Consider the following 22,999-nt stretch of genomic DNA (forward strand, 5'->3'; position numbering starts at 1 on the left):
GGTCCGGGGGCGCAAAGCCCCCGGTGGTATCGGAGGACACATGACCGCTCAACTTTGGTGCTTCGGCGAATCCGGCAATGCCTACAAGGCGGCGCTGACGCTGCAGCTGGCAGATTACGACTGGCGTCCCGTCTACGTCGACTTCTTCAACGGCGAAGGGCGCAGCCCCCAGTTTCGTACGCTGAACCCGATGGGCGAGGTGCCGGTCTTTCGTGAAAACGATTTGACCCTCAGCCAGTCGGCCGTGATCCAGCTGCACATCGCCGAGAAAACGGGCCGCTTCCTCGGCAGCGATCGGAACGAAACCCTGCGCTGGCTGATGTTCGACAACCACAAGGTTTCTGGTCAAGCCGGGCCCGCGAGGTTCCTGCTGAACTTTCTGCCCGAGGCCAAGCGTCCCGCCGGCGCGGCTGAATATCTGCAGGGCCGGTTGAAGGGGGCTTACCAGGTTCTGGACAACCATCTGGCAAACCGCGACTGGGTAGCCCCCGGCGGCCCCACAGTCGCTGATTTCGCGCTCTGCGGATACCTCTACTACCCCGAGCCATTCGGCTTCGACCGAAAGGAATGGCCCCATATCGACCGCTGGCTGGACGCGATCGCCGCGCTGCCCGGCTGGAAACACCCCTATGACCTGATGCCCGGCCATCCGTCAGACCGGGCGCCCAAGGAGGACACATGACCGACGCCTTCATCTATGACGCCGCCCGGACTCCGCGCGGCAAGGGCCGCCCCGATGGCAGCCTGCACGAGGTCACCTCGCTGGCGCTGTCGGCGCGCCTGCTGAACGCCGTCAAGGAACGCAACAATCTGGACGGTCACGCCGTCGAGGACGTGATCTGGGGCAACGTCACCCAGGTCAAGGAACAGGGCGGCTGTCTTGCACGCAGCGCCGTGTTGGCCTCGGACCTCGACGAACGCATCCCCGGCCTGTCGATCAACCGCTTCTGCGCCAGCGGCATGGAGGCGGTGAATCTGGCTGCAAACCAGGTCAAGGCGGGGGCGGGCCACGGCTATATCGCAGGCGGGGTCGAGATGATGGGCCGCGTCGCGATGGGCAGCGACGGGGCCGCCATCGCCGTGGATCCGGGCCTTGCGATGCGGTCCTATTTCGTGCCGCAGGGCATCAGTGCCGACATCATCGCGACTGAATATGGCTTCAGCCGCGACGAGGCCGATGCGCTGGCGCTTGAAAGCCAGCGTCGTGCGGCGAATGCCTGGGAGGAGGGGCGGTTCAGCAAGTCCATCGTTCCGGTCCTGGACCAAAACGGCCTGACCATTTTGGACCGCGACGAGTACATGCGCCCCGGCACCACCGCCGAAGATTTGGCCAAACTGAAGCCTGCCTTCAAGGAGATGGGCGAGGCGATGCCTGGCTTCGACAAGGTCGCGATGCTGAAGTACCCGCATCTGGACCGCATCGACCACATTCACCATGCCGGCAACAGCAGCGGCATCGTCGATGGCGCCGCCGCCGTGCTGATCGGCAACGAGGAGTTCGGCCGGGCCCACGGCCTGAAGCCCCGTGCCCGCATCCGCGCCACCGCCAAGATCGGCACCGATCCCACGATCATGCTGACCGGCCCCGTCCCGGTGACCGAGAAGATCCTGCAGGACAGCGGCATGTCGATCGGCGACATCGACCTGATCGAGGTGAACGAGGCATTCGCCGCCGTCGTCCTGCGCTTCATGCAGGCGTTTCAGGTGGATCCGGCCAAGGTGAACGTGAACGGCGGCGCCATCGCCATGGGCCACCCCCTTGGCGCGACCGGCGCGATCATCATCGGCACCCTGCTGGACGAGTTGGAACGGCAGGACAAGACCGTGGGCCTCGCGACGCTCTGCATCGCGTCGGGCATGGGCGCCGCCACCATCATCGAGCGCGTGTGATGGCGATCCTGCGCAAGGACAGCGTTCCTGTGACGGAAGGGGTCTCGGGCTATCCTGACCCCTTCGATCTGGGCCGCGGGTTCCTGTCCTATCGCCACCTGACCGAGGCTGGCGGGCTGACGCAGTTCGGCATCGCGGTGGAAACGCTGCAGCCCGGCAGGCAGAGCAGCCAGCAGCACTGGGAGGAGCACGAGGATGAGTTTCTCTATCTGCTGGAAGGCGCGCTGACGGTGGTCGAGGACGAGACCGAGACGGTCATCCATCCGGGTGACGCCTGCTGCTGGAAGGCCGGTGTTCCTGTGGCGCATGTCCTGCGCAACGACAGCGACCACCCCGCGACCTATCTGATCGCCGGCAGCCGCCTGCCTCACAACGTGACGCATTACCGGGGGATCGACCTGGTCGGCACGCCCTGGGGCTATACGCACCTGGACGGCACCCCCTACCCGACGAAGGGAGAGACAGAATGACCGATTTCACTATAGAGACCGGGGACGATGGCGTCGCGGTCATCACCTGGGACGTTCCCGGCAAGTCGATGAACGTGCTGACGATGGACGGCGCGCAGGCGCTGAACGACCTGATCGACCAGGCCTTGGCGGACGAGGCCGTGAAGGGCATCGTCATCGCCAGCGGCAAGACGGATTTCGCCGGGGGCATGGACCTGAAGGTCATTGCCGGCATGAAGGAACGCGGCGGGGCGCAGGGCGTCTTCGACGGCGTGATGACGCTGCACAGCCTTTTGCGCAAGATCGAACTGGCGGGCATGGACGCCAAGACCAAAAAGGGCGGCAAGCCCATCGCGGCCGTCCTGCCCGGCACCGCGCTTGGGATCGGGCTGGAGCTGCCGCTGGCGACGCATCGCATCTTTGCCGCCGACAACCCGCGCGCCAAGATCGGCCTGCCCGAGATCATGGTCGGCATCTTTCCCGGCGCGGGCGGCACGACGCGTCTGGTGCGCAAGCTGGGCGCCATGATGGCCGCGCCCTTCCTGCTGGAAGGCAAGCTGTCGGACCCGAAGAAGGCCAAGGCCGCAGGCCTGATCGACGAGGTCTCGGACGATCCGCTGGCCGCCGCGAAAGCTTGGGTGCTGGGGGCGAAGGACGCCGACCTGGTCAAGCCCTGGGACGCCAAGGGCTACAAGATGCCGGGCGGAGAGCCGTTTCACCCGGCGGGCTTCATGACCTTCGTGGGCGCGTCCGCGATGGTGCATGGCAAGACCATGGGCGTCTATCCGGCGGCCAAGGCGCTCTTGTCGGCGGTCTATGAGGGTTCGATGGTGCCCTTCGACACCGCCCTGAAGATCGAGGCGCGCTGGTTCACCAACGTTCTGATGAACCCGTCATCGACCGCGATGATCCGCAGCCTGTTCATCAACAAGGAGGCGCTTGAAAAGGGCGCGAACCGCCCCGAGGCGCCCGATCAGACGGTGCGTAAGGTCGGCGTCCTTGGCGCCGGGATGATGGGCGCAGGCATCGCCTATGTCAGCGCCATGGCGGGGATCGAGGTCGTGCTGATCGACGCGGCGCAGGACAGCGCCGACCGCGGCAAGTCCTATTCCGAGGGTCTTTTGGACAAGGCGATCAGCCGCAAGAAATCCACCGAGGAAAAGAAGGCCGAGGTTCTGGGCCGCATCACCGCCACGACGGATTACGCCGCGCTGGACGGCTGCGACCTGATCATCGAGGCAGTCTTCGAGGACCCGCAGGTCAAGGCCGAGGTAACGAAGCGCGCCGAGGCCGTCATCCCGCAGGACGCGATCTTCGCGACCAACACCTCGACCCTGCCGATCAGCGATCTGGCGCGTGCCAGTGCCCGGCCGGACCAGTTCATCGGCATCCACTTCTTCAGCCCCGTGGACAAGATGCTGCTGGTCGAGATCATCAAGGGCCGCGACACCGGACCGCGCGCCGTCGCCAAGGCGCTGGACTTTGTGCGCCAGATCCGCAAGACGCCGATCGTGGTGAACGACGCGCGCTTCTTCTATGCCAACCGCTGCATCATCCCTTATATCAACGAAGGCATCCGCATGGTCGGCGAAGGGGTGAACCCGACGCTGGTGGAAAACGCCGCCAAGATGATGGGCATGCCGCTTGGCCCGCTGCAGCTGGTCGATGAAACCAGCATCGATCTGGGCGTCAAGATCGCCAAGGCGACCCGCGCCGCGATGGGCGAGGCCTATCCCGATGATGCGGTGGACGACGTGCTGTTCTGGATGGCAGACCAGGACCGGATGGGCCGCAAGGGCGGCGCGGGCTTCTATGCCTATGAGGACGGCAAGCGGCAGGGCCTGTGGGACGGGCTGGCGACGCAGTATCCGCGCGCTGACGACCAGCCGCAGCTGCGCGATGTGCAGGACCGCCTGATGTTCGCGCAGAGCCTGGAAGCCGTCCGTGCGCTGGAAGACGGCGTGCTGGAGGACATCCGCGAGGGCGATGTCGGCGCAATTCTGGGCTGGGGCTTTGCACCTTGGTCAGGGGGGCCCTTCGGTTGGCTGGACATCATCGGCGCCGCCAAGGCGGTCGAGATCTGCGACCGGCTGGCGGCTGAACATGGCAACCGCTTCAAGGCGCCGCAGTTGCTGCGCGACATGGCCGCCAAGGGCGACAGCTTCTATGGCCGCTTCGGCCAGCAGGAAGCTGCCTGAGACCGTCAAGGCCGGGCCGCAGGCGACTGTGGCCCGGCCGACCCATCGCTGTGATCTTCCCGCCGCAGCGCGAAACTTTCCCGGGATCATGTCGTTGAACCGCTGTCGATTGGCCATATGCTGCGCCGCAGAGCCAGGCAGCGGCCGACGGAAGGGATTCGCATGACCGAAGACACACGCCAACGCGCCGAGGCTGCCAAAGCCGACATCGACGCCATCACCCGCGCACCCCTCGCCGAACCCGCCATGGACACGCCAGAACAGGCGCCGGACCCCGCCACCTCTGCCGAAATCCGCCGCCGCATGGATGAGATCGACCTGAGGGATTCGAATTCCGTCCTTCGCTTCGGTACCCGTGCCCAGGCCGACCTGCAGCAGATCAGCCAGCAGATGCTGGCCGACGTTAAGGCGAAAGAAGTCGGACCGGCGGGCGACAGCCTGCGCGAGGTGGTGACGACCATCCGTGGATTCTCGACCACCGAACTGGACATGCGCCGCAGCCGCAGCTGGTGGGAACGCCTGCTCGGCCGCTCGGCACCCTTCGCGAAGTTTGTCGCCAACTATGAACAGGTTCAGACCCAGATCGACCGCATCACCGCCGATCTCGAGGCGCATGAACAGAAGCTGCTGAAGGACATCAAGTCGCTGGACGTCCTCTATGACCGCACGCTGGCCTTCTATGATGAACTGGCCCTCTATATCACGGCGGGGACCGAGAAACTGCGCGAGTTGGACCATGACACCATTCCCGCGAAAGAGGCTGAGGTCGCAGCCCGTCCCGAGCCCGACCGGGTGATGGAGGCGCAGGAACTGCGCGACCTGCGCAGCCTGCGCGACGACCTGGAACGCCGTGTCCACGACCTGAAGCTGACGCGGCAGGTGACGATGCAGTCGCTGCCCTCGATCCGGCTGGTGCAGGAAAACGACAAGTCGCTGGTGACCAAGATCAACTCGACGCTAGTCAACACCGTGCCGCTCTGGGAAACGCAACTTGCGCAGGCCGTCACCATCCAGCGCGGGGCCGAGGCCGCCCGCGCCGTGCGCGAGGCCAGCGACCTGACCAACGAGCTGCTGACCCGCAACGCCGACAACCTGCGCCAGGCCAACACCGCGATCCGCACCGAGACCGAGCGCGGGGTCTTCGACATCGAGGCCGTCAAGACCGCCAACGCCCAGCTGATCGCCACCATCGAGGACAGCCTGCGCATTGCCGACGAAGGCCGCACCCGCCGCGCCGCAGCCGAGGGCGAGTTGGCGCGGATGGAGGCTGAACTGCGCGGCACGCTTGCCGCCGCGTCGGCGCAGCCTACCAATCAGGTGACCAAGCGATGACGGCAACGATGATCAGCCCGGCCCGCGCGTGGCCCCTGCTTGGCAGCGTTCTGGCGGCGGGCCTGTTGCTGGCGGGTTGCGACAGCCGCCCGGCCGGCCCCGAGGTCGAGGCCGCCCGCCCCGAGCCCCGTCCCGCCGTGGACGAGCCGGCGGCGGTCGATCAGGCCGAACTGCGCCGGGCACGCGCCGAGCGCAATCGGGACGCAAACGCGGCGGCCGTTCAGGCGTCGGCACAGGCCAGCGACGCCAGCCGGACGCAGCGCGACTTCTACGCGGCGGTCGAACGCCGGCTGCTGGACCGGGGTCGCCTGCGCCGCGACCGCGTGCCGCTGGACGCGCCCATCGACGCCGACACCTTGGCCCGGAATTTCATGGCCATCGCGCTGCAGGACGAATACAGCGACACTGCCGACGGGCTTGTCGCAAAGTCGCGTCCCTCGCCCCTGCGGCGCTGGCAGGACCCCGTGCGTCTGCAGCTCGAGTTCGGAACCTCGACCGCCATGGCCGAGCGTCCCGGCTGGCGATCCGAAATCGCAAGCTATGCCGAGCGGCTGTCCTCGGCCACCGGCCACCCGGTGGCCCTGACCGCACGGGGCGGCAACTTTGTTGTCCTGGTCTTGACCGAGGACGAACGCCGCGCCATCGGCCCCCGGCTGCAAGAGCTGGTCCCTGGCATCCCGCAGCGCGACATCGCGCGTCTGGTGGACCTGCCGCCGTCGATCAGCTGCTCGGTCTTCGCCTATTCGCGCGGCGACAGCAGCACCTATGCCCATGCAGTGGCCGTGATCCGCGCCGAACTGCCACCCCTGCTGCGGTCTTCGTGCATCCATGAAGAGCTTGCGCAGGGCATGGGCCTTGCCAATGACAGCCCCGCCGCCCGCCCGTCGCTGTTCAACGACGACGAGGAATTTGCGCTGCTGACCCGCCATGACGGCCTGCTGCTGCAGATGCTTTACGACCCGCGTCTGCGGCCGGGCATGACCGCCGCCGAGGCCGAGCCCATCGTCCGCCGCATTGCAGCCGAGCTTCTGGGCGATCGCGCTTGAGGTCTTATCAGTGGTGCTGGTGGCGCTAGCCCCGTTGCGCTATGCCTGCCGGGCAATGCTCTGGGACAGGGGGGACAGTCATGATCTTGTGTGTCGGCGAATCGCTGATCGACATGGTGCCAGAGGGCGGCAGCTTTCGCCCGCTCGTGGGTGGTTCGGTCTATAACACCGCCGTGGCACTCGGCCGGCTGGGGCAGAAGACGGGCTACCTCTGGCCCGTCAGCCGCGACCCGTTCGGCGATCAGATCTTGCGCCCGCTGGCCGAGGCCGGCGTCGACACGTCGCTCTGCCCGCGCACCGACCGCCTGACGACGCTTGCGCTGGTCACGCTGGCGGATGGCGAGGCGCGATACTCCTTTTACGACGAGGGGTCAGCCGGACGGATGCTGCAATGGCAGGACATCCCGCCCCTTCCTGACAGCGTCACGGCCCTGTTCGCGGGCGGCATCAGCCTTGTCCCCGACCCCTGCGGCACGACGGTCGAGACGTTAATTGCCCGTCACCACGAACGGCTGCCGGTGATGATTGACCCGAACATCCGTCCGCTGTTCATCACCGACCCCGGCGCCTATCGTGCGCGCCTGGCCAGGCTGCTGCCGATGGCCGACATCGTCAAGTTGTCGGCGGACGATCTGGAATGGCTTTATCCTGATCTTGCCCCCGAGGATGCCGCCTGCTGCGTGCTGGACAGCGGCCCGCGTATCGTCCTGCAGACCGGAGGAGCGGCGGGCGCCAAGGCGATCTGGTCAGGAGAGACCGTGACGGCACCCGCCGTCCAGACCACAGTGTCCGACACCATCGGCGCTGGCGACACGTTCAATGCCGGGGTTCTGGCAAGCCTCGACCAGCAGGGCGTCCTGTTCAAACAAGGGATCGCCCGGATCACCCCGGACCAGATCCTCAAGGCGCTGACCATGGGCGCCAAGGCCGCCTCGGTCACGGTATCGCGGCCCGGCGCCAACCCGCCCTGGTCGCACGAGATGCCTGCGTAATTTCGGGGAGGGACCGGGAGGGGCACCGCCCCGCCCGGCGGGGGGTTCGGGGGGCTGGCCCCCCGCTGCCCTCAGGCCCGGCGTTCAGTCGGCCGGATGCCATCCGCCTGGGCGTTCCGCATCCGGTTCGTCGTCATCGTCCTCCGGCGCAGCTGTACCCGTGAAGACGGCGAACGCAGCCTTCTGGCGCGCCGTCCAGCGTAGGTGCAGGTGCAGGCCCTCAGCCGCCGCTTCCTCACGTTCGACCACGCCGGCTTCGTGCAGCCAGGCACGGCTTCGCCCGTCGGCGAAGTCCAGAACAACTTCGTCATCGACACGAGGCTCGTCCAGCACTTCACCAAGACGATGATCGATGGCCGAGACCAGATCGTCCAACCCCTCGCCGGACAGGGCGCTAACCGCTTGCACGCCTTCGGTCCGGGCATCGGTACGGCGCAGCGCCGCCCGTGTGTCCGACCCCAAAGCGTCGATCTTGTTCCAGACCTCGATCAGGGCGACATCCTCGTCCACGCCCAGGCTGTCCAGGATCTCGGCCACGTCGGCGGCCTGCTCCTCGGTCTCGGGGTGGCTGATGTCGCGGACATGCAGGATCAGGTCGGCCTCCAGCACCTCCTCCAGCGTGGCGCGGAAGGCCGCGACCAGCTCGGTCGGCAGGTCCGAGATGAAGCCCACAGTGTCCGACAGGATGATCTTGCGCCCCGCGCCGCCGCCGCCCGCATCCGGCAGCCGGATCGCCCGCATCGTCGGGTCCAGCGTCGCAAAGAGCATGTCCTTGGCGAAGACCTCGGCCCCGGTCATCCGGTTGAACAGCGTCGACTTGCCGGCGTTGGTATAGCCGACCAGCGCGACGATCGGATAAGGCACCTTGGCCCGCGCCGCGCGGTGCAGCGTGCGGGTCTTGACCACGCGCTCCAACTGGCGGCGCAGGCGGGTCATCTGCTCGTCGATGGCGCGGCGGTCGGCCTCGATCTGCGTCTCGCCGGGACCGCCGACAAAGCCCAGACCGCCCCGCTGGCGTTCCAGGTGGGTCCAAGCCCGCACCAGCCGCGTGCGCTGATAGGACAGCGCGGCCAGTTCGACCTGCAGCACACCTTCACGGGTCCGCGCGCGGTCGGCGAAGATCTCCAGGATCAACCCCGTCCGGTCCAGAAGCTTGACGCCCCAGTCCTTTTCCAGGTTGCGCTGCTGCACGGGCGTGACCGGACCGTCGATCAGCACCAGCTCGACCTCGGCGGCCTCAAGCCGCTCCTTGATCTCGGCCAGCTTGCCCTTGCCGAACAGCTTGCCGGGATTCGGCTCGCGCAGGTTCGCAACCTCGGACCCGACCATCTCGATCCCCGGCAGCGCCAGCGCCAAGGCCACGGCCTCGGCCAAGGCATGCTCGGGTTCGCGCCGCTGCGTCCGCGCGCGGCCCAGATCGGGATGGATCACATAGGCGCGGGTCGGCTTCGCCTCGGTCTCGGTCAGCTCGGCCAATCAGTCGTCGCCTTCATAGAGGCTGATCGGCTGGCCTGGCATGATCGTGCTGATCGCGTGCTTGTAGACCAGCTGCGACTGGCCGTCGCGGCGCAAGAGAACGCAGAAATTATCGAACCAGGTGATGACGCCCTGTAGCTTGACGCCGTTGATCAGGAATATGGTGACAGGCACCTTGGCCTTGCGGACGTGGTTCAGGAACGCGTCCTGCAGGTTCTGCTTGTCGCCAGCCATTTGTTTTGGTCCGTTTTTCACTGTCCGATCATCTGAAATATCTAAGCCGTCGCCGCAATCCATGCAACATCCGCGCAACACGCAGGTTTGCATGTCGACCTATCGGCCACACCTTCGGCGCTATCGGCGCCAGTATTCGGGCGAGAGCAGCGCCAGGACGGCCAGCGTCTCGATACGGCCCAAGATCATCGCCGAGGCCAGGACGGCCTTGGTGAAGACCGGCAGGCCGGACCACCCCTCCCACGGGGCCGAGGCGATGCCTGCGCTGCCCTCGAAGGCGGGGGTCAGCGGGATCGCACCGGCCAGCGGGCCGGTATTCGTCAGAGCTGCGATGGAGAGGATCGTCGCCGTCTCGAACTCGATGGCGTGGATCGAGACGAGGCAGACCACCGCCGCGATCGACACGGCGAACAGCATAAAGAAAATAAAGGCCAGATAGGCGCCCTCTCGCCGCAATCTGCGGGCGATGCGGCCGCCGCCCGAGACGCTGCTGGGATGGATGATCCGCTCCATCTCGCGCTCGCCATGGCGGGCCAAGGCATAGACGCGCAGCAGCTTGACGCCGCCCGCGGTCGTGGCGATGCCGCCACCCATCATCGCCAGCCCCGCCAGCACAAGCCCCGGCGCCGTCAGCCCCGACCACGCCCGCGCCCCCTGCCATTCGGACGAGTTCCAGCCCGTCGTTGTCAGATAGCTGAGCGCATTGAACATGCCGCCCCACAGCGCCGACAGGCCGCTGCCCAGGTCGCGCATGGCCGAGGGCGCGGCCGACGCCCCTGCCCCGGCCTCGATCGCGCCCAGGAAGTGGCGCAGGAACAGCACCAGCGTGACCAGCATGACCAGCGCCGCCGCCATCTGCAGCTCGGGGTCCTCGCGCAGCTTCTCGGTCGCGCGCAGCTCTCCTCCGCCGGGCCAGAAGCGGCGCGACAGGGCGGGGATCAGGAACACGAAGACCAGCATCTCTCCGGGAATGCCTGCGGCGTCGCCCGCCGGCCCGATCACCGGCGAGATACCCGAGGTCGACAGCGTCCCCATCGCCCGCGTCAGCGCCAGGAAGGACGGATCGCCCAGCATCAGCAGCCCCACCCACAGCGCAAGGGTCAGCACCAGATAGGGCGGCCCGACCGCCAGCGCCGCGCGGACGATGCGCGTGCCCGACTCGGTCTGGTGGATTTCGTAACGCGGGTCCGACAGGTGCGGCACCGATCGCCGGGCATCGGCCGAGGGCGGCAGCTTGGTGACGTACTCCTCGCGCCCATAGGGGCTTGACATGATCTCGAAGCCGCCGACGCGCAGCGGTGCCAAAATCGCCACGGCCGAGACCAGCACGAAGAAGCCGCCCATCCATCCCGCCATGGACCGCCAGAGATGCAGCGGCGCCGGCAGCAGATCCGCCGAATAGAGCGACGCCCCCGTGGTCGTCAGAGACGACACCATTTCCCACCAGGCGTTGAAGATGCCCGTGTCCGGCAGGCTTTCCGAAAACGGCAGCGCCAGCAGCAGCGGCACGAAACCGAAGACCCCCAGCATCGTCAACAGCATCTCGCGCGCGCGGTGGGGGCGCGGATTGGCATGGGTCGCCAGCCCGATCAGCCCGCAGAAGACCAGGATCAGCAGCGCCGCATAGAAGAAGTTTCGCGCGATCGCCGGGTGGTCGGTGACCGAGGCAAAGCTGGCCGGCACCAGCATCATCAGCGCAACGCCCGCGCTCAGCAGGATCAGAAGCGGCTGGCGCTGAAGGATCGCGATCATGCCCGCCTCAGAAGAAGTCGATCGAGACCTGAAGCAGGCGCTCGACCTCGGGAACGTCCTTGGTCAGGGCAAAGATCAGAACGATGTCGCCCTCCTCGATGCGGGTGTCGGCGGACGGGCGGATCACCCGGTCGCCCTTTCGCACCGCCCCCAGCAGCGCACCTTCGGGGAAATCAATGTCGCGGATCGCGCGGCCGGACATGGGACTGGTGGACAGGACCTGCGCCTCCATCACCTCTGCCTCGGCATCGCCGATGGAATAGATGTCGCGGACCCGACCGTGGCGGATGTGGCGCAGGATCGTCGATACGGTCGTGGCGCGTGGGTTGATATACGCATCGATGTCCAGCGCTCCCATCAGCGGCACAAGGGTCGGATCGTTGATCAGCGCGATGGCCATCTTGGCGCCCGCCTGCTTGGCGCGCACGGACGCCAGGATGTTCGTCTTGTCGTCGTCGGTCACGGCCAGAACCGCATCGGCCTGCGGCACACCGGCCTCGTCCAGCAGTTCGGCCGAGAGTCCGTCGCCGTTCAGCACGATGGTGCGCTCCAGCCGGTCGGCGGCGTATTCAGCGCGGCTGCGGTCACGCTCGATCAGCTTGGCGCGGATGCGGTCGGCCCGGCCCTCCAGCGTCTGCGCGACCGAAAGGCCCACATTCCCCGCCCCGATGATCGTCACACGCTCTTGCTTTTGCGGGGGCTTGCCGAAGATATCCAGCGTCCGGGCCACGTCGTCGGCATGGCTGAAGACATAGATCTGGTCGCCGGCGAACAACTGGTCGCCCGCTTCGGGTGCAAACAGCCGCCCGTCGCGGCGCACGCCCGCCACGATCGCGCGCAGGCTGGAGAACAGCTCCGTCAACTGGCGCAGCGGCGTGTTCAGCGCCGGGCAGTCGGGTTCAAGGTCAATCCCCAGAAGCTGGATCTTGCCGTCGAGAAACGTCTCGACATCGAAGGTCGAAGGCGCCGACAGCCGCTGCAGCGCGGCCAGCGCGACCTCTCGTTCAGGGCTGATGACGACGTCGATGGGCAGATGCTCGGTCCGGTAGAGGTCGGAATAGATGGCGTCCAGATAGGCCCCCGACCGCAGGCGCGCGATCTTGCGCGGCACCTGGAAGACCGAGTGGGCGATCTGGCAGGTGACCATGTTCACCTCGTCCGAATGGGTCGCGGCGATGATAAGGTCGGCGTCGCGCGCGCCCGCCCGGTCCAGCACGTCGGGATGGCTGGCAAAGCCGGTGACGCCTTGGACATCCAGCGAATCCGTGGCCCGTCGGATCAGTTCGGGATTGTTGTCGATGACCGTGACATCGTTGCGTTCCCCCGCCAGGTGGCGAGAGATCTGCCAGCCGACCTGCCCGGCCCCGCAAATGATGATCTTCATCCACCGCCCCTTCAGCCGCGTTCCGGACCCCCTTGCCTATGACGGCAGGGCCGCGTGCGCAAGCGGGCCACGATCACTTGCCGACCAGCATCTCCTCGTCGCTGCGGATGCCGCCGACGACGCCCAGAGATTTCAGCTTGCGGTGCAAGGCGCTGCGCTCCATCCCGACAAACTGCGCTGTCCGGCTGATGTTGCCGCCGAAGCGGTTGATCTGGGCGACCAGGTATTCCCGCTCGAACATCTCGCGCGCCTCGCGCAGGGCCATGGCAGTGACTGCGGGACCCAGGCTCAGCGTGTCGCTGTTGTCGGGCGTCGCGCCCTGGGGTTCCAGTTCTGACGGCTGGATCGCGCCGGTCTCCTCGGCCAGGATCAGCACGCGCTCGATGACGTTGCGCAGCTGGCGGATGTTGCCGGGCCAGCGCATGGACTGCAGCGCGGCCACGGTTTCCTCGGGCAGGTCGCGCGGCGCAAGGCCCTGCGTCTGGTGGAAGTGCTGGATGAAGTGCCGTGCCAGCACCGCGATGTCGTCGCGCCGGTCGGCCAGCGAGGGCACGGCAATGGGCACCACGTTCAGACGGTCGTAGAGCTCTTGCCGGAAGCGCCCGGCGGCGATTTCGGCCATCAGGTCGCGGTTGGTCGAGGACAGCACCCGCAGGTCGACCCGCACCTTGTCGGCGCCCCCTGCCCTGACGAACTGCTGTTCGGTCAGAACCCGCAGGATCTTGGGCTGGGTGCCCATGGGCATGTCGCCCACCTCGTCGAAATAGATGATGCCGCCATGGGCCTGCTCCAGAAGGCCAGGCTCGATCCCGCGCTCGGGGGTCTCGCGGCCGAACAGGACCTCCTCCATGCGCTCGGGCTCGATCGTGGCGCAGGGGACGGTCACGAAGGGAGCGCCGGCGCGGGGTGAATGGGCGTGGATATATCGGGCGGCCATTTCCTTGCCGGTGCCGGGCTCGCCCGCCAGCATCACCCGCCCGTTGGACCGCGCCACCTTGTCCAGCGCGTCGCGCAGGCGCTTGAACGCGACGGACTGACCCAGCATCTCGGCCGTGCGGTCGCCACCGCGGCGCAACGTGCTGTTTTCCCGGCGCAGGCGGCTGGTCTCCATCGCGCGGTTGATGACCACCATCAGCTGGTCGATGTTGAACGGTTTCTCGATGAAATCGTAAGCGCCCTGCTTGATCGCCGCCACCGCGATCTCGATATTGCCATGCCCCGAGATGATGATCACCGGCACATCAGGGTTGTTGCGCTTGACCTGCTTGAGGATGTCGATCCCGTCCATCCGGCTGTCCTTCAGCCAGATGTCGAGGATCATCAGTGCGGGTTCCCGGTCGTTGAGCGCGCCGACGGCCTCGTCCGAGTTTGCCGCAAGCCGGGTTTCGAAACCCTCGTCCTTCAGGATGTCGGCGATCAGTTCGCGGATGTCGCGCTCATCATCGACGATCAGGATATCGGTCATGGTGTCGCCTCGTCTTTTTCTTGTTTGCTCTTGATCTTGGGGGCCCGCACGGGATGGCGCTCGCGCGGGAGCCGGATTTCGGCCATCGCGCCCGGCCTTTCGGGCGCATCGGTCAGGACCAGGCTGCCGCCATGCTCCTCGACGATCTTCTTGACAATGGGCAAGCCAAGGCCGGTGCCTTGGCTTTTCAGCGTCACATAGGGCTCGAACAGGCGCGACCGGTCGGCAGGCAGGCCCGGCCCGTTGTCGATGATGCGGATGCAGACGGCCTCGGGATGGGTCTCCATCTCGATCCGAATGATCGGGGTCCAGCCCGTGGGCGCGTCGGCACGGCGTTCCTCGACGGCCTCGCCCGCGTTCTTCAACAGGTTGGTCAGCGCCTGCCGCATCATGCCCGCGTCGCAATCGACGATCACCGGCTGGTCGGGCAGGTCGGCCTTCAGCGCGCCGTGCAGGGCGTCCTGCTGCAGTAACGCGACCTCTCGCAGCAGGGCCGCGATGTCGGTCTCGGCGCGGTCGGGTTCGGGCATCCGGGCGAAGCGGCTGAATTCGTCGACGATCCGGCGCAGGTCATTGGTCTGGCGGATGATGACCTCGGTATACTGGTCCAAAGCGGCGCGTTCGCTTTCGGGCGCCAGCGGGCCGAACTTGCGGCGCAGGCGCTCGGCCGACAGCTGGATAGGCGTCAGCGGGTTCTTGATTTCGTGCGCCACGCGGCGCGCGACATCGCCCCAAGCGGCCATGCGCTGTGCCGAAACAAGCTCGGTCACGTCGTCGAAGGCCACGACATAGCCCTCCAGCACGCCTTCGGCGCTGCGGCGCACCGCCATGCGGACCAGCAAGCTTTCGACCCGGCCCTCGCGCATGACGCGAACCTCGTCCTGAACGGTCTCGGCGACCGAGGCCGACAGCCGCTCGAACAGGGCCGAGAACTCCGGCACCGCCTCGGACAGCAGGGCGTCGATGTCGCGCTTCGCGTCAAGCCCCAGAAGGCGGCTGGCCGAGCGGTTGACGAAGTCGATCTCTCCGGCGGCGTCCAACCCGATCACGCCGGAGGTCACCGAGGTCAGCACGTTATCGAACAGCCGCCGCTGGTCGTCGCCGGCGCGATGGCTGTCGATCAGTTCGTCCCGCTGCGCCTTCAGCTGCCGGGTCATGCGATTGAAGGCGCGGCCCAGGGTCTGGATCTCGTCCCCGGTGTTCGGCTCGGGGATCTGCAGGTCCAGATTGCCGCGCCCGACCTGCTCGCTGGCCTGCGCCAAGATACCGATGGGGCGCGACAACCGACCTGCAAACCACAAGGCCAGCCAGATCGCCGCCGACACCAGCAGCAGCGCGAAACCCAGATAGACCAGCGAGAATTCCAGCAGAACCTGGCTGCGCATCGACTCCAGCTCGCGATAGCTACCGGCGGTGGCGCGGGTATCGTCGACCAGCCCCAGAAGGCTGCCGTCCACGTCGCGCGTCACATAAAGATACCGGTCGGCCAGTGGCGGCAGCGCCACCAAGGCACGGAATTCATCGTTGTCCCAGTCCTCGATCAGGACCAGCCCCTCGGCCTGGGCGCGGTCCAGCTGATCGCTGCTGGGCGCCTCGTACCAGAACAGATAGCTGCGTTCCCCACGAGCGCGGATCTCTCCGGCGCCGTTGATGATATAAGCCTCTCGCAGACCGCGCTGGATCAGCGCCTGCCCCTGCGCCAGCAGTTGGCGCATCTGGGCATCCTCGATCAGCGGGTTGGCGCGGCCGGCCTGGGTCAGCACGCTGGCCAGGGCGCGCGCGTCCTCACTAAGATCGCTGCGGTGTTCCGCCTGATAGGCCTCGGCCGCCGCCTGAGAGGTGGTGACCACCTGCTGCACCCGGTCCGAGAACCACCCTTCCAGGCCGATATTGACCAGAAAGCCCGCGAACAGCGCGACCAGCACCGTCGGGATCAGCGCCAGACCGCCGAAGATCGCCACCAGCCGACCATGCAGCCGGGATGCCGGGCCCGCCCGCCGCCGGTCGGTAATCAGCCGCGCCATGCGGGCGACGATGAAGGCGATGATCAGGACCAGATAGGTCAGGTCCGCCAGCAGGACCAGCCGCAGCGCCTGCCCCTGAAGGCCGCGCCCGAAAGGCCCCATGATCGCCAGCGTGGCCGCGGCCAGCGCCAGGCCCGCCAGCGCCATTCCCCAGGTCAGCGCCCCGCGCCATTCGCGGGGCAGTCGGATGCGTGCCAGCCTGTCCCAGCTGAGCCCTGCCTCGAGGCCTGCCATATCCCCCACTCGCCGTCTGTCGCGGCTTTTCAGCGGCGCCCGACGTGTCGGCGGCGCCGCGCCTGTGGCGGTTTTACATCAGTTTGCGGCGGCGTGTCACCTCGATATTCAGCTCGGTCAGTTTCTTGCGCAGCGTGTTGCGGTTGATGCCCAGCAGGTCGGCGCAGCGCAGCTGGTTTCCGCCGGTCGCATCCAGCGCCACCTGCAGCAGCGGACGCTCGACCTCGCGCAGGATGCGGTCATAGAGGCCCGGTGGCGGCAGCGCGTCGCCATGGAGGTCGAAATAGCGCTGCAGATGAGCCTCGACCGAATCCGACAGCCGGGAACCGGTGTGCAGCGGCGTCACCCCGGCGGGTTCACTGGGTGCCGGATCGCGGCTGACGGACACCGGCGTCGGCGCGCGACTGCCAACGGACGGCTGGCTCAGCGCGTCGCGCATCTCGGCCGCGCTGATCGTCAGGCCGCTGGCGGTCAGGGCCAGGCGGCGCATCATGTTCTCCAGTTCGCGGACGTTACCCGGAAACGGATGCGCGCGCAGGATCGCCGCGGCATCGTCCGACAGCATCCGTTCAGGCAGGCCCTGCGCCGCGGCGCGGGCCAGCAGGTGCGCGGCCAGCGGCAGGATGTCGTCGACCCGCGCCCGCAGCGGCGGCACGCTGACGGTCACCCCCGCCAGACGATAATAGAGGTCGGACCGCAAGCGCCCGCTGGCGACATCGGCCTGGGGGTCTGGGCCGGTCGTGGCGACGACGCGCGGTGCCTGCGCCCGGTCGGGACCCGACTCCATCGTCTCGATCAAACCGATCAGTCGGGCCTGCGCGGCCGGATCGAAGCCGCCGGGGTTCTCAATCACGATGGTGCCGCCCTGCGCCCGCTCGGCCGCGCGTGCGATCGCATCCTCGCCCGCGTCCGAAGACGTCAGGATCGCCAGCCCGCGGTCGCGCCTGTCCGACAACTCGTGGAAGCTGCGGGCGATGGTCGTCTTGCCGACGCCCGCCTCGCCCGCGATGATGACCGGAAGGTCGGCGTTCAGGACCCGCGCGACCATGCGGAACAGCGCCTGCATGCTGGCCGCGTGGCCGATCAGCGGCATGGCCGGATCGGCGGCCTCGCGCATCGCAGGCAGCGGTTCGGGCGCGGGGTCGGACTTGCGCGGACGGCGCGACAAGGCTTGGCCAACCTTGGTCATCAGGTCGGGCAGGTCGAAGGGCTTCGGCAGGTATTCGAAGGCCTCGGCCTCGGTCGCGCGGATCGCCGTCACGATCGTGTTCTGGGCCGAGATCACGATCACCGGCAGGTCCGGCCGGGCATCACGGATGGCGGGGATGCGGTCGATGCCGTTGCCGTCGGGCATCATCACGTCGGTGATGACCAGGTCGCCGCGCCCCTCCTCGACCCATTTCAGCAGCTGCGCCAGGCTGCCGGTGGCGTGGACGCGGCAGCCCGCGCGGGTCAGCGCCTGCGTCAGCACCGTGCGGATGGTGCGGTCGTCGTCAGCGATCAGAACGGTTCCGTCCATGGGGTCGGTCCTTATGCCTTGGGCAGGGAAATGCGGAAAACGGTGCGGCCGGGGCGGCTGTCCACCCGGATCAGCGCGCCGAGGTCGGTGATGATCTTGCTGACCAGCGCCAGCCCCAGGCCGGTGCCGTTCTCGCGGCCCGACACAAAGGGCTCGAACACCTGATCGGCAATGGCGGGCGGGAAACCGGGGCCATTGTCCTCGATCTCGATCTGCAGGGGCAGCGGGCGGCCGGTCGGATCGCCCTGCTCGGGCGGCAGGCGCAGGGTGTGGTCATAATGGGTGTGCAGGCGGATCATGCCGCCCGCCTTCCCCGCCAGGGCTTCGGCCGCGTTCTTGACCAGGTTCAGGCAGACCTGCACCATCTGGTCATTATCCGCGATCGCCGGCGGCAGCGAGGGGTCATAGTCGGTGACGATCTGCACGTCGCGTGCAAAGCCCGCCTTGGCTGACCGGCGCACGCGTTCCAGCACGTCATGCACATTCAACGCCGCCAGCTTGGGCGCCGAGGTGTCGCCGAACCGCTCCACCTGCTCCAGCAGGGCCACGATGCGGCGTGATTCGCTGACGATCATCTCGGCCATCTCGCGGTCCTCGGGGGTGGCGTTCATCGCCATCAGCTGCGCCGCGCCGCGGATGCCGGCCAGCGGGTTCTTGATCTCGTGGGCCAGCATCTCGGACATGCCGATGGCGCTGCGGGCGGCGCTGCGGATGCTGCGGCTCTGCAGCAGGCAGGCGTCGTCCTGCGGCACGATCAGCAGGTTCACGGCCCCGCCAGACCCGTCGTCCGCGCCCGCATGGACGGCGGCAAGCCGCGCCTGGTGGCCGCCCGCCCGGTCACCGATCTCGAACCTGACGCCGTTCTGGTAAAGCGCTTCGGCGCCCGCCACGACCCGCGCAATCAGCGGCGACAGCGCCGGCGTGATGCGCAGACGGGCCGTCATCTCGTCACCCTCGAGCGCCTTGCCCATGGTAGACGTCCGAGACATATTCAACCAGATCTCGGCTGCGTCGTTCATCGCGGCCACGCGCCCCTCTCGGTCCAGGATCAGGGCCGGCAGGGGCAGCGCGTCCCAGCCCGGCCCCGGCGCGGCCTGCCGAAAGTTCCGGGGGCGCTGCAGGGTCATGCGGCCATGTCCCCCGGCGCATCGGCGAAGGCCCTGCGGATCAGATCGACGGTGGCAGCCGGGCTCTCGGCCCGCAGCATCTCGGCCCGCAGGGGGGCGTGGTTCGCCTCGGCATACCAGCCCAGGTGCTTGCGCGCCACGCGCAGGCCCAGGTCGAGGCCATAGAAATCCAGCATGTCCTCGTAATGCTCCTCGACAAGGTCGGCCAGCGCTCCACCCTGTGGCACGGCGGGCGCGGGAAGATCCCACAACCGATGCGCGATCTGCGCCAGCGCCCAAGGCCGGCCCTGTGCGCCGCGCCCGACCATCACCGCCTCGGCCCCCGATGCCGCAAGTGCCCGCGCGGCGCTGACCGCATCCGTCACGTCGCCATTGGCGACCAGCGGGGGGCGGCCGGGCAGGTTCGCCACGGCGCGGATCGCGCTCCAGTCGGCGCGGCCCTTGTAGAATTGCGCCCGCGTCCGGCCGTGCACCGTCAGCATCGCGACGCCGGCATCGCGCGCCCGCGCCGACAGTTGGGCCGCGTTCAGGCACTCGTCGTCCCACCCCAGGCGCATCTTCAACGTGACCGGCACATTTACCGCGCCCACCACCGCGTCGATCAGCGACAGCGCGTGGTCCAGATCGCGCATCAGCGCCGCGCCCGACAGCCCGCCGGTCACCTTCTTGGCGGGACAGCCCATGTTGATGTCGATTACCCGCGCGCCCATCCCCGCGACGATCCGCGCGGTTTCGGCCATGGGCTGCGCCTCGCGGCCGGCGATCTGGACGCTGACCGGCAGCGCCCCCTCGGACAGGGCCTTGGCGCGCACCGCCGCGCGGGTGGATGGGCGCGGCGTTACCATTTCGGTCGAGGCGACCATCTCGCTGACCATCAGGCCGGCACCGAAGCGCGCGACGGCACGGCGGAACGGCACGTCGGTGATTCCCGCCATGGGTGCAAGAAACACCGGCGGTCCCAGGGGCATGTCACCCAGCATGATCGGTTCGGGCAGTTGCATATCCTGTTCCTTCACCCTCGATCCCGCCGCCCGCAAGAAGGGCAGTCGGGCACCGGGCTGCCCAATTCGCAGGCGCGACCCGGCTGCCCATCCATAGGGCATGTTGCACACATATTCATCACCTGCCGTGTCGCCGATCTGACATCCCTTCGCGCCGCCGACGTCGCATCCGGGCCGGAAAAGGGTCGTTTCCAGGCATGGCAGTCCGGTTGTTGACGTGGTTGGATGGGACGCCAGGTGCAAGGGGGAAAACATGTTCCTGTCGGTGTTCGATCTGTTCAAAATCGGCGTGGGGCCGTCGTCGTCACACACCATGGGGCCTATGGTGGCCGCGGCGCGGTTCCTCGACGCCTTGCGCGGGCAGCCGTTCCAGGCGCACGGCCTGCGTGCCAGCCTGCACGGCAGCCTGGCCTTCACCGGCAAGGGGCATGCGACCGACCGTGCAACGATCCTGGGGCTGGCGGGCTTCACCCCCGACAGCATGGACATGGACGCCGCCGAGGCCGCGCTGGCGGCCAACCGCGACACCCACCTGCTGACGCCACCGCGCCTGGCGCCGCTGGCCTTTGATCCCAACTGCGACCTGCGCTTCGACTATGACACCGCCCTTCCCGGCCATGCCAACGGCATGACGCTGTCGGCCACGGACGCGCAGGGCGACGTGATCTTCCACCAGATTTACTACTCGATCGGCGGCGGGTTCGTGATGACCGATGCCGAACTGGCCGCAAAGGGCGATCAGGGCCGCAGCGACGCGTCCTCCTCGGTGCCGTTCCCGTTCGGAACGGCCGCCGAGATGCTGGAGATGGCCGAGACGTCAGGCACCTCCATCGCCCGCATGAAGGAGGCCAACGAGCTGTGCTTCCGGTCACAGACCGAATTGCGGGCCGGGCTGAACCGCATCTGGACGGCGATGCGCGATTGCATGGATCGCGGCCTGACGTCCGAGGGCACCCTGCCCGGCGGGCTGAACGTCAAGCGCCGCGCCAAGGCCATCCACGAAAAGCTGATGGCGGAACGCGGCATGAACCTGACCGCGCCTCATGTCATCAACGACTGGATGTCGATCTATGCAATGGCCGTGAACGAGGAGAACGCCGCAGGCGGCCAGGTCGTCACCGCCCCCACCAACGGCGCGGCAGGCACGGTGCCTGCGGTGATCCGCTATTGGCTGGATCACGTGCCCGGCGCGTCTGAACGATTGCTGCCAGACTTCCTTCTGACCGCGGCGGCGGTCGGAGGGCTGATCAAGCACAACGCCAGCATCTCTGGCGCGGAATGCGGTTGCCAAGCCGAGGTCGGCAGCGCCAGTGCCATGGCCGCCGCGGGCCTTGCCGCCGTCCTGGGCGGCACCCCCCGCCAGATCGAGAACGCGGCCGAGATTGCGCTGGAACATCACCTCGGGATGACCTGCGACCCGGTGCGCGGGCTGGTGCAAGTGCCCTGCATCGAAAGGAACGGCCTCGGCGCGATTAAGGCCGTCAGCGCCGCCAGCCTGGCACTGCGCGGTGACGGCAGCCACATCGTGCCGCTGGACGCCGCCATCGAGACGATGCGCCAGACCGGCCGCGACATGAGCGAGAAGTACAAGGAGACATCCCTCGGCGGCCTCGCCGTCAACGTCCCGAACTGCTAAGGCGACGCGGGCGTGCGCCACCGGCGATCGACAGTCACGTCGATGAACGGGAAACGCGCCCCACCGTCCTGCTATCTAGCATGACAGTTGCATTCTTCTCTCCGCTTTGGGTCAATGCGCTACCATGACGAGTTAGGGATCATGGATGGCGGGGTTGTCGGTCGAAGAGACGGTGGAGCTTTGGGCTTCCTTCGCTACGTGAAGTCGAGGCTCGACTTCGGCCGCTGTTTACGCAGGGACGGGTTGCGGCATCGGCCGGTCAGTTTCCCGACGGCTTGTTGGGTGGGAAACGGCGCAAGACGGGGCGGATGCGGGCCGAAGCGGCCGGAGATCCGGGCCCGCGGCGTCAGCAGGCGATATTGGGACGAGGCCATCGGGATGCCGACGCGCTGCGCGATATTGTGCGGGACTACGCCGTGAAACGCCGGCTGATCCCGAGGCGGTGCTGGTGATCGATGAAACCGGCTTCTTGAAGCAGGGCCACGCCTCCTGTGGGGTCGCGCGCCAATGTACGGGGTCGGCAGGAAAGATCACCAGTTGTCAGATCGGCGCCTTCGCCAGCTACGTCTCGCGGCACGGACATGCTTTTATCGATCGGGCCCTTTATCTGCCGAAAGCATGGGCTGAAGCCCCGGCCAGACGAAGCCGGGCCCATGTGCCCGAGGCGGTGGAGTCCGCCACCAAACCTGCCATCGCCCGCAGCATGATCGAGCGCGTGCTCTCGGCCAAGGTTCCATTTTCTTGGGTGGCCGCCGACAGCGTCTATGGCGTTGGCGATATCGGCATAGCGCTGCGCCGCGCTGGAAAAGGCTATGTCTTGGGTGTCAGTTCCAAGCACGCCTTCAATTCCTGGGGGAAAGCCTATGTGTCACATCCCGCGTGATTATACGGCCGCTTCTTGAAGATGTCCGGCCTTTGCCTTTGCCAGTCCTTGAGCGCGTTGATGGGCGTTTGCCCCTTCAACACTGATTGGGGGAGTTGGCCGTTGTAGAGCCGGACATATCGAAGAATAGTCTGTTCAAGATCCTCGCCGCTGCGGAAGCGGTGGCTTTGCAGGACGTCCTCGATCCGGCCGTTGAAGCGCTCGACCATGCCATTGGTTTGCGGATGCATCGGTGGGGGCGTTGTTGCAGAACTCTGTCTGCGAAAGATTCCCATCGCAATTCCCTGTGGTTAGACGAGGTGCATGAGCAAGCCTCCATCCGCCCGCTACCGCACGACGAACTGGTCCAGCTACACG

Annotated in this window: 17 protein-coding genes and 2 pseudogenes; 9 read left to right on the forward strand and 10 right to left on the reverse strand. The window is 67.3% G+C overall.

Annotated features, from left to right (window positions below):
* Window positions 1-40: 40 nt before the first annotated feature.
* The 7 genes from OC184_RS10335 (at window position 41) to OC184_RS10365 (ending at window position 7,907) form a co-directional block, all read left to right on the forward strand.
* Window positions 41-682, forward strand: a complete 642-nt coding sequence (locus OC184_RS10335) for a glutathione S-transferase family protein (protein WP_265507122.1) — start codon at window positions 41-43, stop codon at window positions 680-682.
* Window positions 679-1,890 carry an acetyl-CoA C-acetyltransferase gene (locus OC184_RS10340; RefSeq protein WP_265507123.1) on the forward strand — a complete coding sequence of 404 codons (1,212 nt, stop codon included), beginning with the start codon at window positions 679-681 and terminating at the stop codon, window positions 1,888-1,890. The genes OC184_RS10335 and OC184_RS10340 overlap by 4 nt, the downstream gene beginning before the upstream one ends.
* Window positions 1,890-2,360 (forward strand): cupin domain-containing protein, encoded by a 471-nt coding sequence (locus OC184_RS10345; protein ID WP_265507124.1) that lies wholly within the window; start codon window positions 1,890-1,892, stop codon window positions 2,358-2,360. Before OC184_RS10340 ends, OC184_RS10345 begins: the two co-directional genes overlap by 1 nt.
* Window positions 2,357-4,537 (forward strand): 3-hydroxyacyl-CoA dehydrogenase NAD-binding domain-containing protein, encoded by a 2,181-nt coding sequence (locus tag OC184_RS10350; protein ID WP_265507125.1) that lies wholly within the window; start codon window positions 2,357-2,359, stop codon window positions 4,535-4,537. The genes OC184_RS10345 and OC184_RS10350 overlap by 4 nt, the downstream gene beginning before the upstream one ends.
* A gap of 162 nt (window positions 4,538-4,699) precedes the next feature.
* Window positions 4,700-5,869: a toxic anion resistance protein gene (locus OC184_RS10355; protein ID WP_265507126.1), complete on the forward strand. Its 1,170-nt coding sequence runs from the start codon at window positions 4,700-4,702 to the stop codon at window positions 5,867-5,869.
* On the forward strand, window positions 5,866-6,915 hold the full coding sequence (locus OC184_RS10360; RefSeq protein WP_265507127.1) for a DUF2927 domain-containing protein: 1,050 nt from the start codon (window positions 5,866-5,868) through the stop codon (window positions 6,913-6,915). Before OC184_RS10355 ends, OC184_RS10360 begins: the two co-directional genes overlap by 4 nt.
* Window positions 6,916-6,995: 80 nt before the next feature.
* Window positions 6,996-7,907: a carbohydrate kinase family protein gene (locus tag OC184_RS10365; protein ID WP_265507128.1), complete on the forward strand. Its 912-nt coding sequence runs from the start codon at window positions 6,996-6,998 to the stop codon at window positions 7,905-7,907.
* Window positions 7,908-7,991: 84 nt separating this feature from the next.
* Here OC184_RS10365 and hflX read toward each other — a convergent pair whose 3' ends face one another.
* The 9 genes from hflX to dusB form a co-directional block, all read right to left on the reverse strand.
* Entirely contained in the window at window positions 7,992-9,383 is a 1,392-nt protein-coding gene (gene hflX / locus OC184_RS10370; RefSeq protein ID WP_265507129.1) for a GTPase HflX, read from the reverse strand.
* The gene (hfq, locus tag OC184_RS10375) at window positions 9,384-9,617 is read right to left on the reverse strand and encodes an RNA chaperone Hfq (protein ID WP_089343093.1); all 234 of its coding nucleotides are present in this window, start codon (window positions 9,615-9,617) and stop codon (window positions 9,384-9,386) included.
* A gap of 120 nt (window positions 9,618-9,737) precedes the next feature.
* Window positions 9,738-11,369 carry a TrkH family potassium uptake protein gene (locus OC184_RS10380; RefSeq protein ID WP_265507130.1) on the reverse strand — a complete coding sequence of 544 codons (1,632 nt, stop codon included), beginning with the start codon at window positions 11,367-11,369 and terminating at the stop codon, window positions 9,738-9,740.
* A 7-nt stretch (window positions 11,370-11,376) separates the two neighbouring features.
* On the reverse strand, window positions 11,377-12,753 hold the full coding sequence (gene trkA, locus OC184_RS10385; RefSeq protein WP_265507131.1) for a Trk system potassium transporter TrkA: 1,377 nt from the start codon (window positions 12,751-12,753) through the stop codon (window positions 11,377-11,379).
* Between the two features lie 73 nt (window positions 12,754-12,826).
* Window positions 12,827-14,218 (reverse strand): nitrogen assimilation response regulator NtrX, encoded by a 1,392-nt coding sequence (gene ntrX / locus OC184_RS10390; RefSeq protein WP_265507132.1) that lies wholly within the window; start codon window positions 14,216-14,218, stop codon window positions 12,827-12,829.
* Entirely contained in the window at window positions 14,215-16,476 is a 2,262-nt protein-coding gene (locus OC184_RS10395; protein WP_265507137.1) for a sensor histidine kinase NtrY-like, read from the reverse strand. Before OC184_RS10395 ends, ntrX begins: the two co-directional genes overlap by 4 nt.
* A 73-nt stretch (window positions 16,477-16,549) precedes the next feature.
* The gene (locus tag OC184_RS10400) at window positions 16,550-17,995 is read right to left on the reverse strand and encodes a response regulator (RefSeq protein WP_265507133.1); all 1,446 of its coding nucleotides are present in this window, start codon (window positions 17,993-17,995) and stop codon (window positions 16,550-16,552) included.
* Between the two features lie 11 nt (window positions 17,996-18,006).
* The gene (locus OC184_RS10405; protein WP_265507134.1) at window positions 18,007-19,122 is read right to left on the reverse strand and encodes a two-component system sensor histidine kinase NtrB; all 1,116 of its coding nucleotides are present in this window, start codon (window positions 19,120-19,122) and stop codon (window positions 18,007-18,009) included.
* Entirely contained in the window at window positions 19,119-20,123 is a 1,005-nt protein-coding gene (gene dusB, locus OC184_RS10410) for a tRNA dihydrouridine synthase DusB (protein WP_265507135.1), read from the reverse strand. The genes OC184_RS10405 and dusB overlap by 4 nt, the downstream gene beginning before the upstream one ends.
* A gap of 253 nt (window positions 20,124-20,376) precedes the next feature.
* On the opposite strand from dusB, the gene OC184_RS10415 reads away from it, so the two are divergent.
* Together OC184_RS10415 and OC184_RS10420 are read left to right on the forward strand one after the other, a co-directional pair.
* Window positions 20,377-21,759: an L-serine ammonia-lyase gene (locus OC184_RS10415; protein WP_265507136.1), complete on the forward strand. Its 1,383-nt coding sequence runs from the start codon at window positions 20,377-20,379 to the stop codon at window positions 21,757-21,759.
* Between the two features lie 145 nt (window positions 21,760-21,904).
* Window positions 21,905-22,639: pseudogene (locus OC184_RS10420) on the forward strand (IS701 family transposase); the annotation flags it as partial.
* Here the strand turns inward: OC184_RS10420 and OC184_RS10425 are convergent.
* Window positions 22,621-22,875: pseudogene (locus tag OC184_RS10425) on the reverse strand (integrase core domain-containing protein); the annotation flags it as partial. The pseudogenes OC184_RS10420 and OC184_RS10425 sit on opposite strands and share 19 nt — an antisense overlap.
* Between the last annotated feature and the right edge of the window lie 124 nt (window positions 22,876-22,999).

The organism is Paracoccus rhizosphaerae (genome assembly GCF_026162645.1).
GTDB lineage: Bacteria > Pseudomonadota > Alphaproteobacteria > Rhodobacterales > Rhodobacteraceae > Paracoccus > Paracoccus rhizosphaerae.

Coding starts and splice junctions, on each gene's coding strand:
- OC184_RS10395 (WP_265507137.1), bottom strand. CDS start 16,476: ATGGCAGGCCTCGAGGCAGGGCTCAGCTGGGACAGGCTGGCACGCATC.
- OC184_RS10350 (WP_265507125.1), top strand. CDS start 2,357: ATGACCGATTTCACTATAGAGACCGGGGACGATGGCGTCGCGGTCATC.
- OC184_RS10380 (WP_265507130.1), bottom strand. CDS start 11,369: ATGATCGCGATCCTTCAGCGCCAGCCGCTTCTGATCCTGCTGAGCGCG.
- OC184_RS10400 (WP_265507133.1), bottom strand. CDS start 17,995: ATGGACGGAACCGTTCTGATCGCTGACGACGACCGCACCATCCGCACG.
- OC184_RS10405 (WP_265507134.1), bottom strand. CDS start 19,122: ATGACCCTGCAGCGCCCCCGGAACTTTCGGCAGGCCGCGCCGGGGCCG.
- OC184_RS10335 (WP_265507122.1), top strand. CDS start 41: ATGACCGCTCAACTTTGGTGCTTCGGCGAATCCGGCAATGCCTACAAG.
- hfq (WP_089343093.1), bottom strand. CDS start 9,617: ATGGCTGGCGACAAGCAGAACCTGCAGGACGCGTTCCTGAACCACGTC.
- OC184_RS10355 (WP_265507126.1), top strand. CDS start 4,700: ATGACCGAAGACACACGCCAACGCGCCGAGGCTGCCAAAGCCGACATC.
- OC184_RS10340 (WP_265507123.1), top strand. CDS start 679: ATGACCGACGCCTTCATCTATGACGCCGCCCGGACTCCGCGCGGCAAG.
- dusB (WP_265507135.1), bottom strand. CDS start 20,123: ATGCAACTGCCCGAACCGATCATGCTGGGTGACATGCCCCTGGGACCG.
- OC184_RS10415 (WP_265507136.1), top strand. CDS start 20,377: ATGTTCCTGTCGGTGTTCGATCTGTTCAAAATCGGCGTGGGGCCGTCG.
- trkA (WP_265507131.1), bottom strand. CDS start 12,753: ATGAAGATCATCATTTGCGGGGCCGGGCAGGTCGGCTGGCAGATCTCT.
- OC184_RS10365 (WP_265507128.1), top strand. CDS start 6,996: ATGATCTTGTGTGTCGGCGAATCGCTGATCGACATGGTGCCAGAGGGC.
- OC184_RS10360 (WP_265507127.1), top strand. CDS start 5,866: ATGACGGCAACGATGATCAGCCCGGCCCGCGCGTGGCCCCTGCTTGGC.
- ntrX (WP_265507132.1), bottom strand. CDS start 14,218: ATGACCGATATCCTGATCGTCGATGATGAGCGCGACATCCGCGAACTG.
- OC184_RS10345 (WP_265507124.1), top strand. CDS start 1,890: ATGGCGATCCTGCGCAAGGACAGCGTTCCTGTGACGGAAGGGGTCTCG.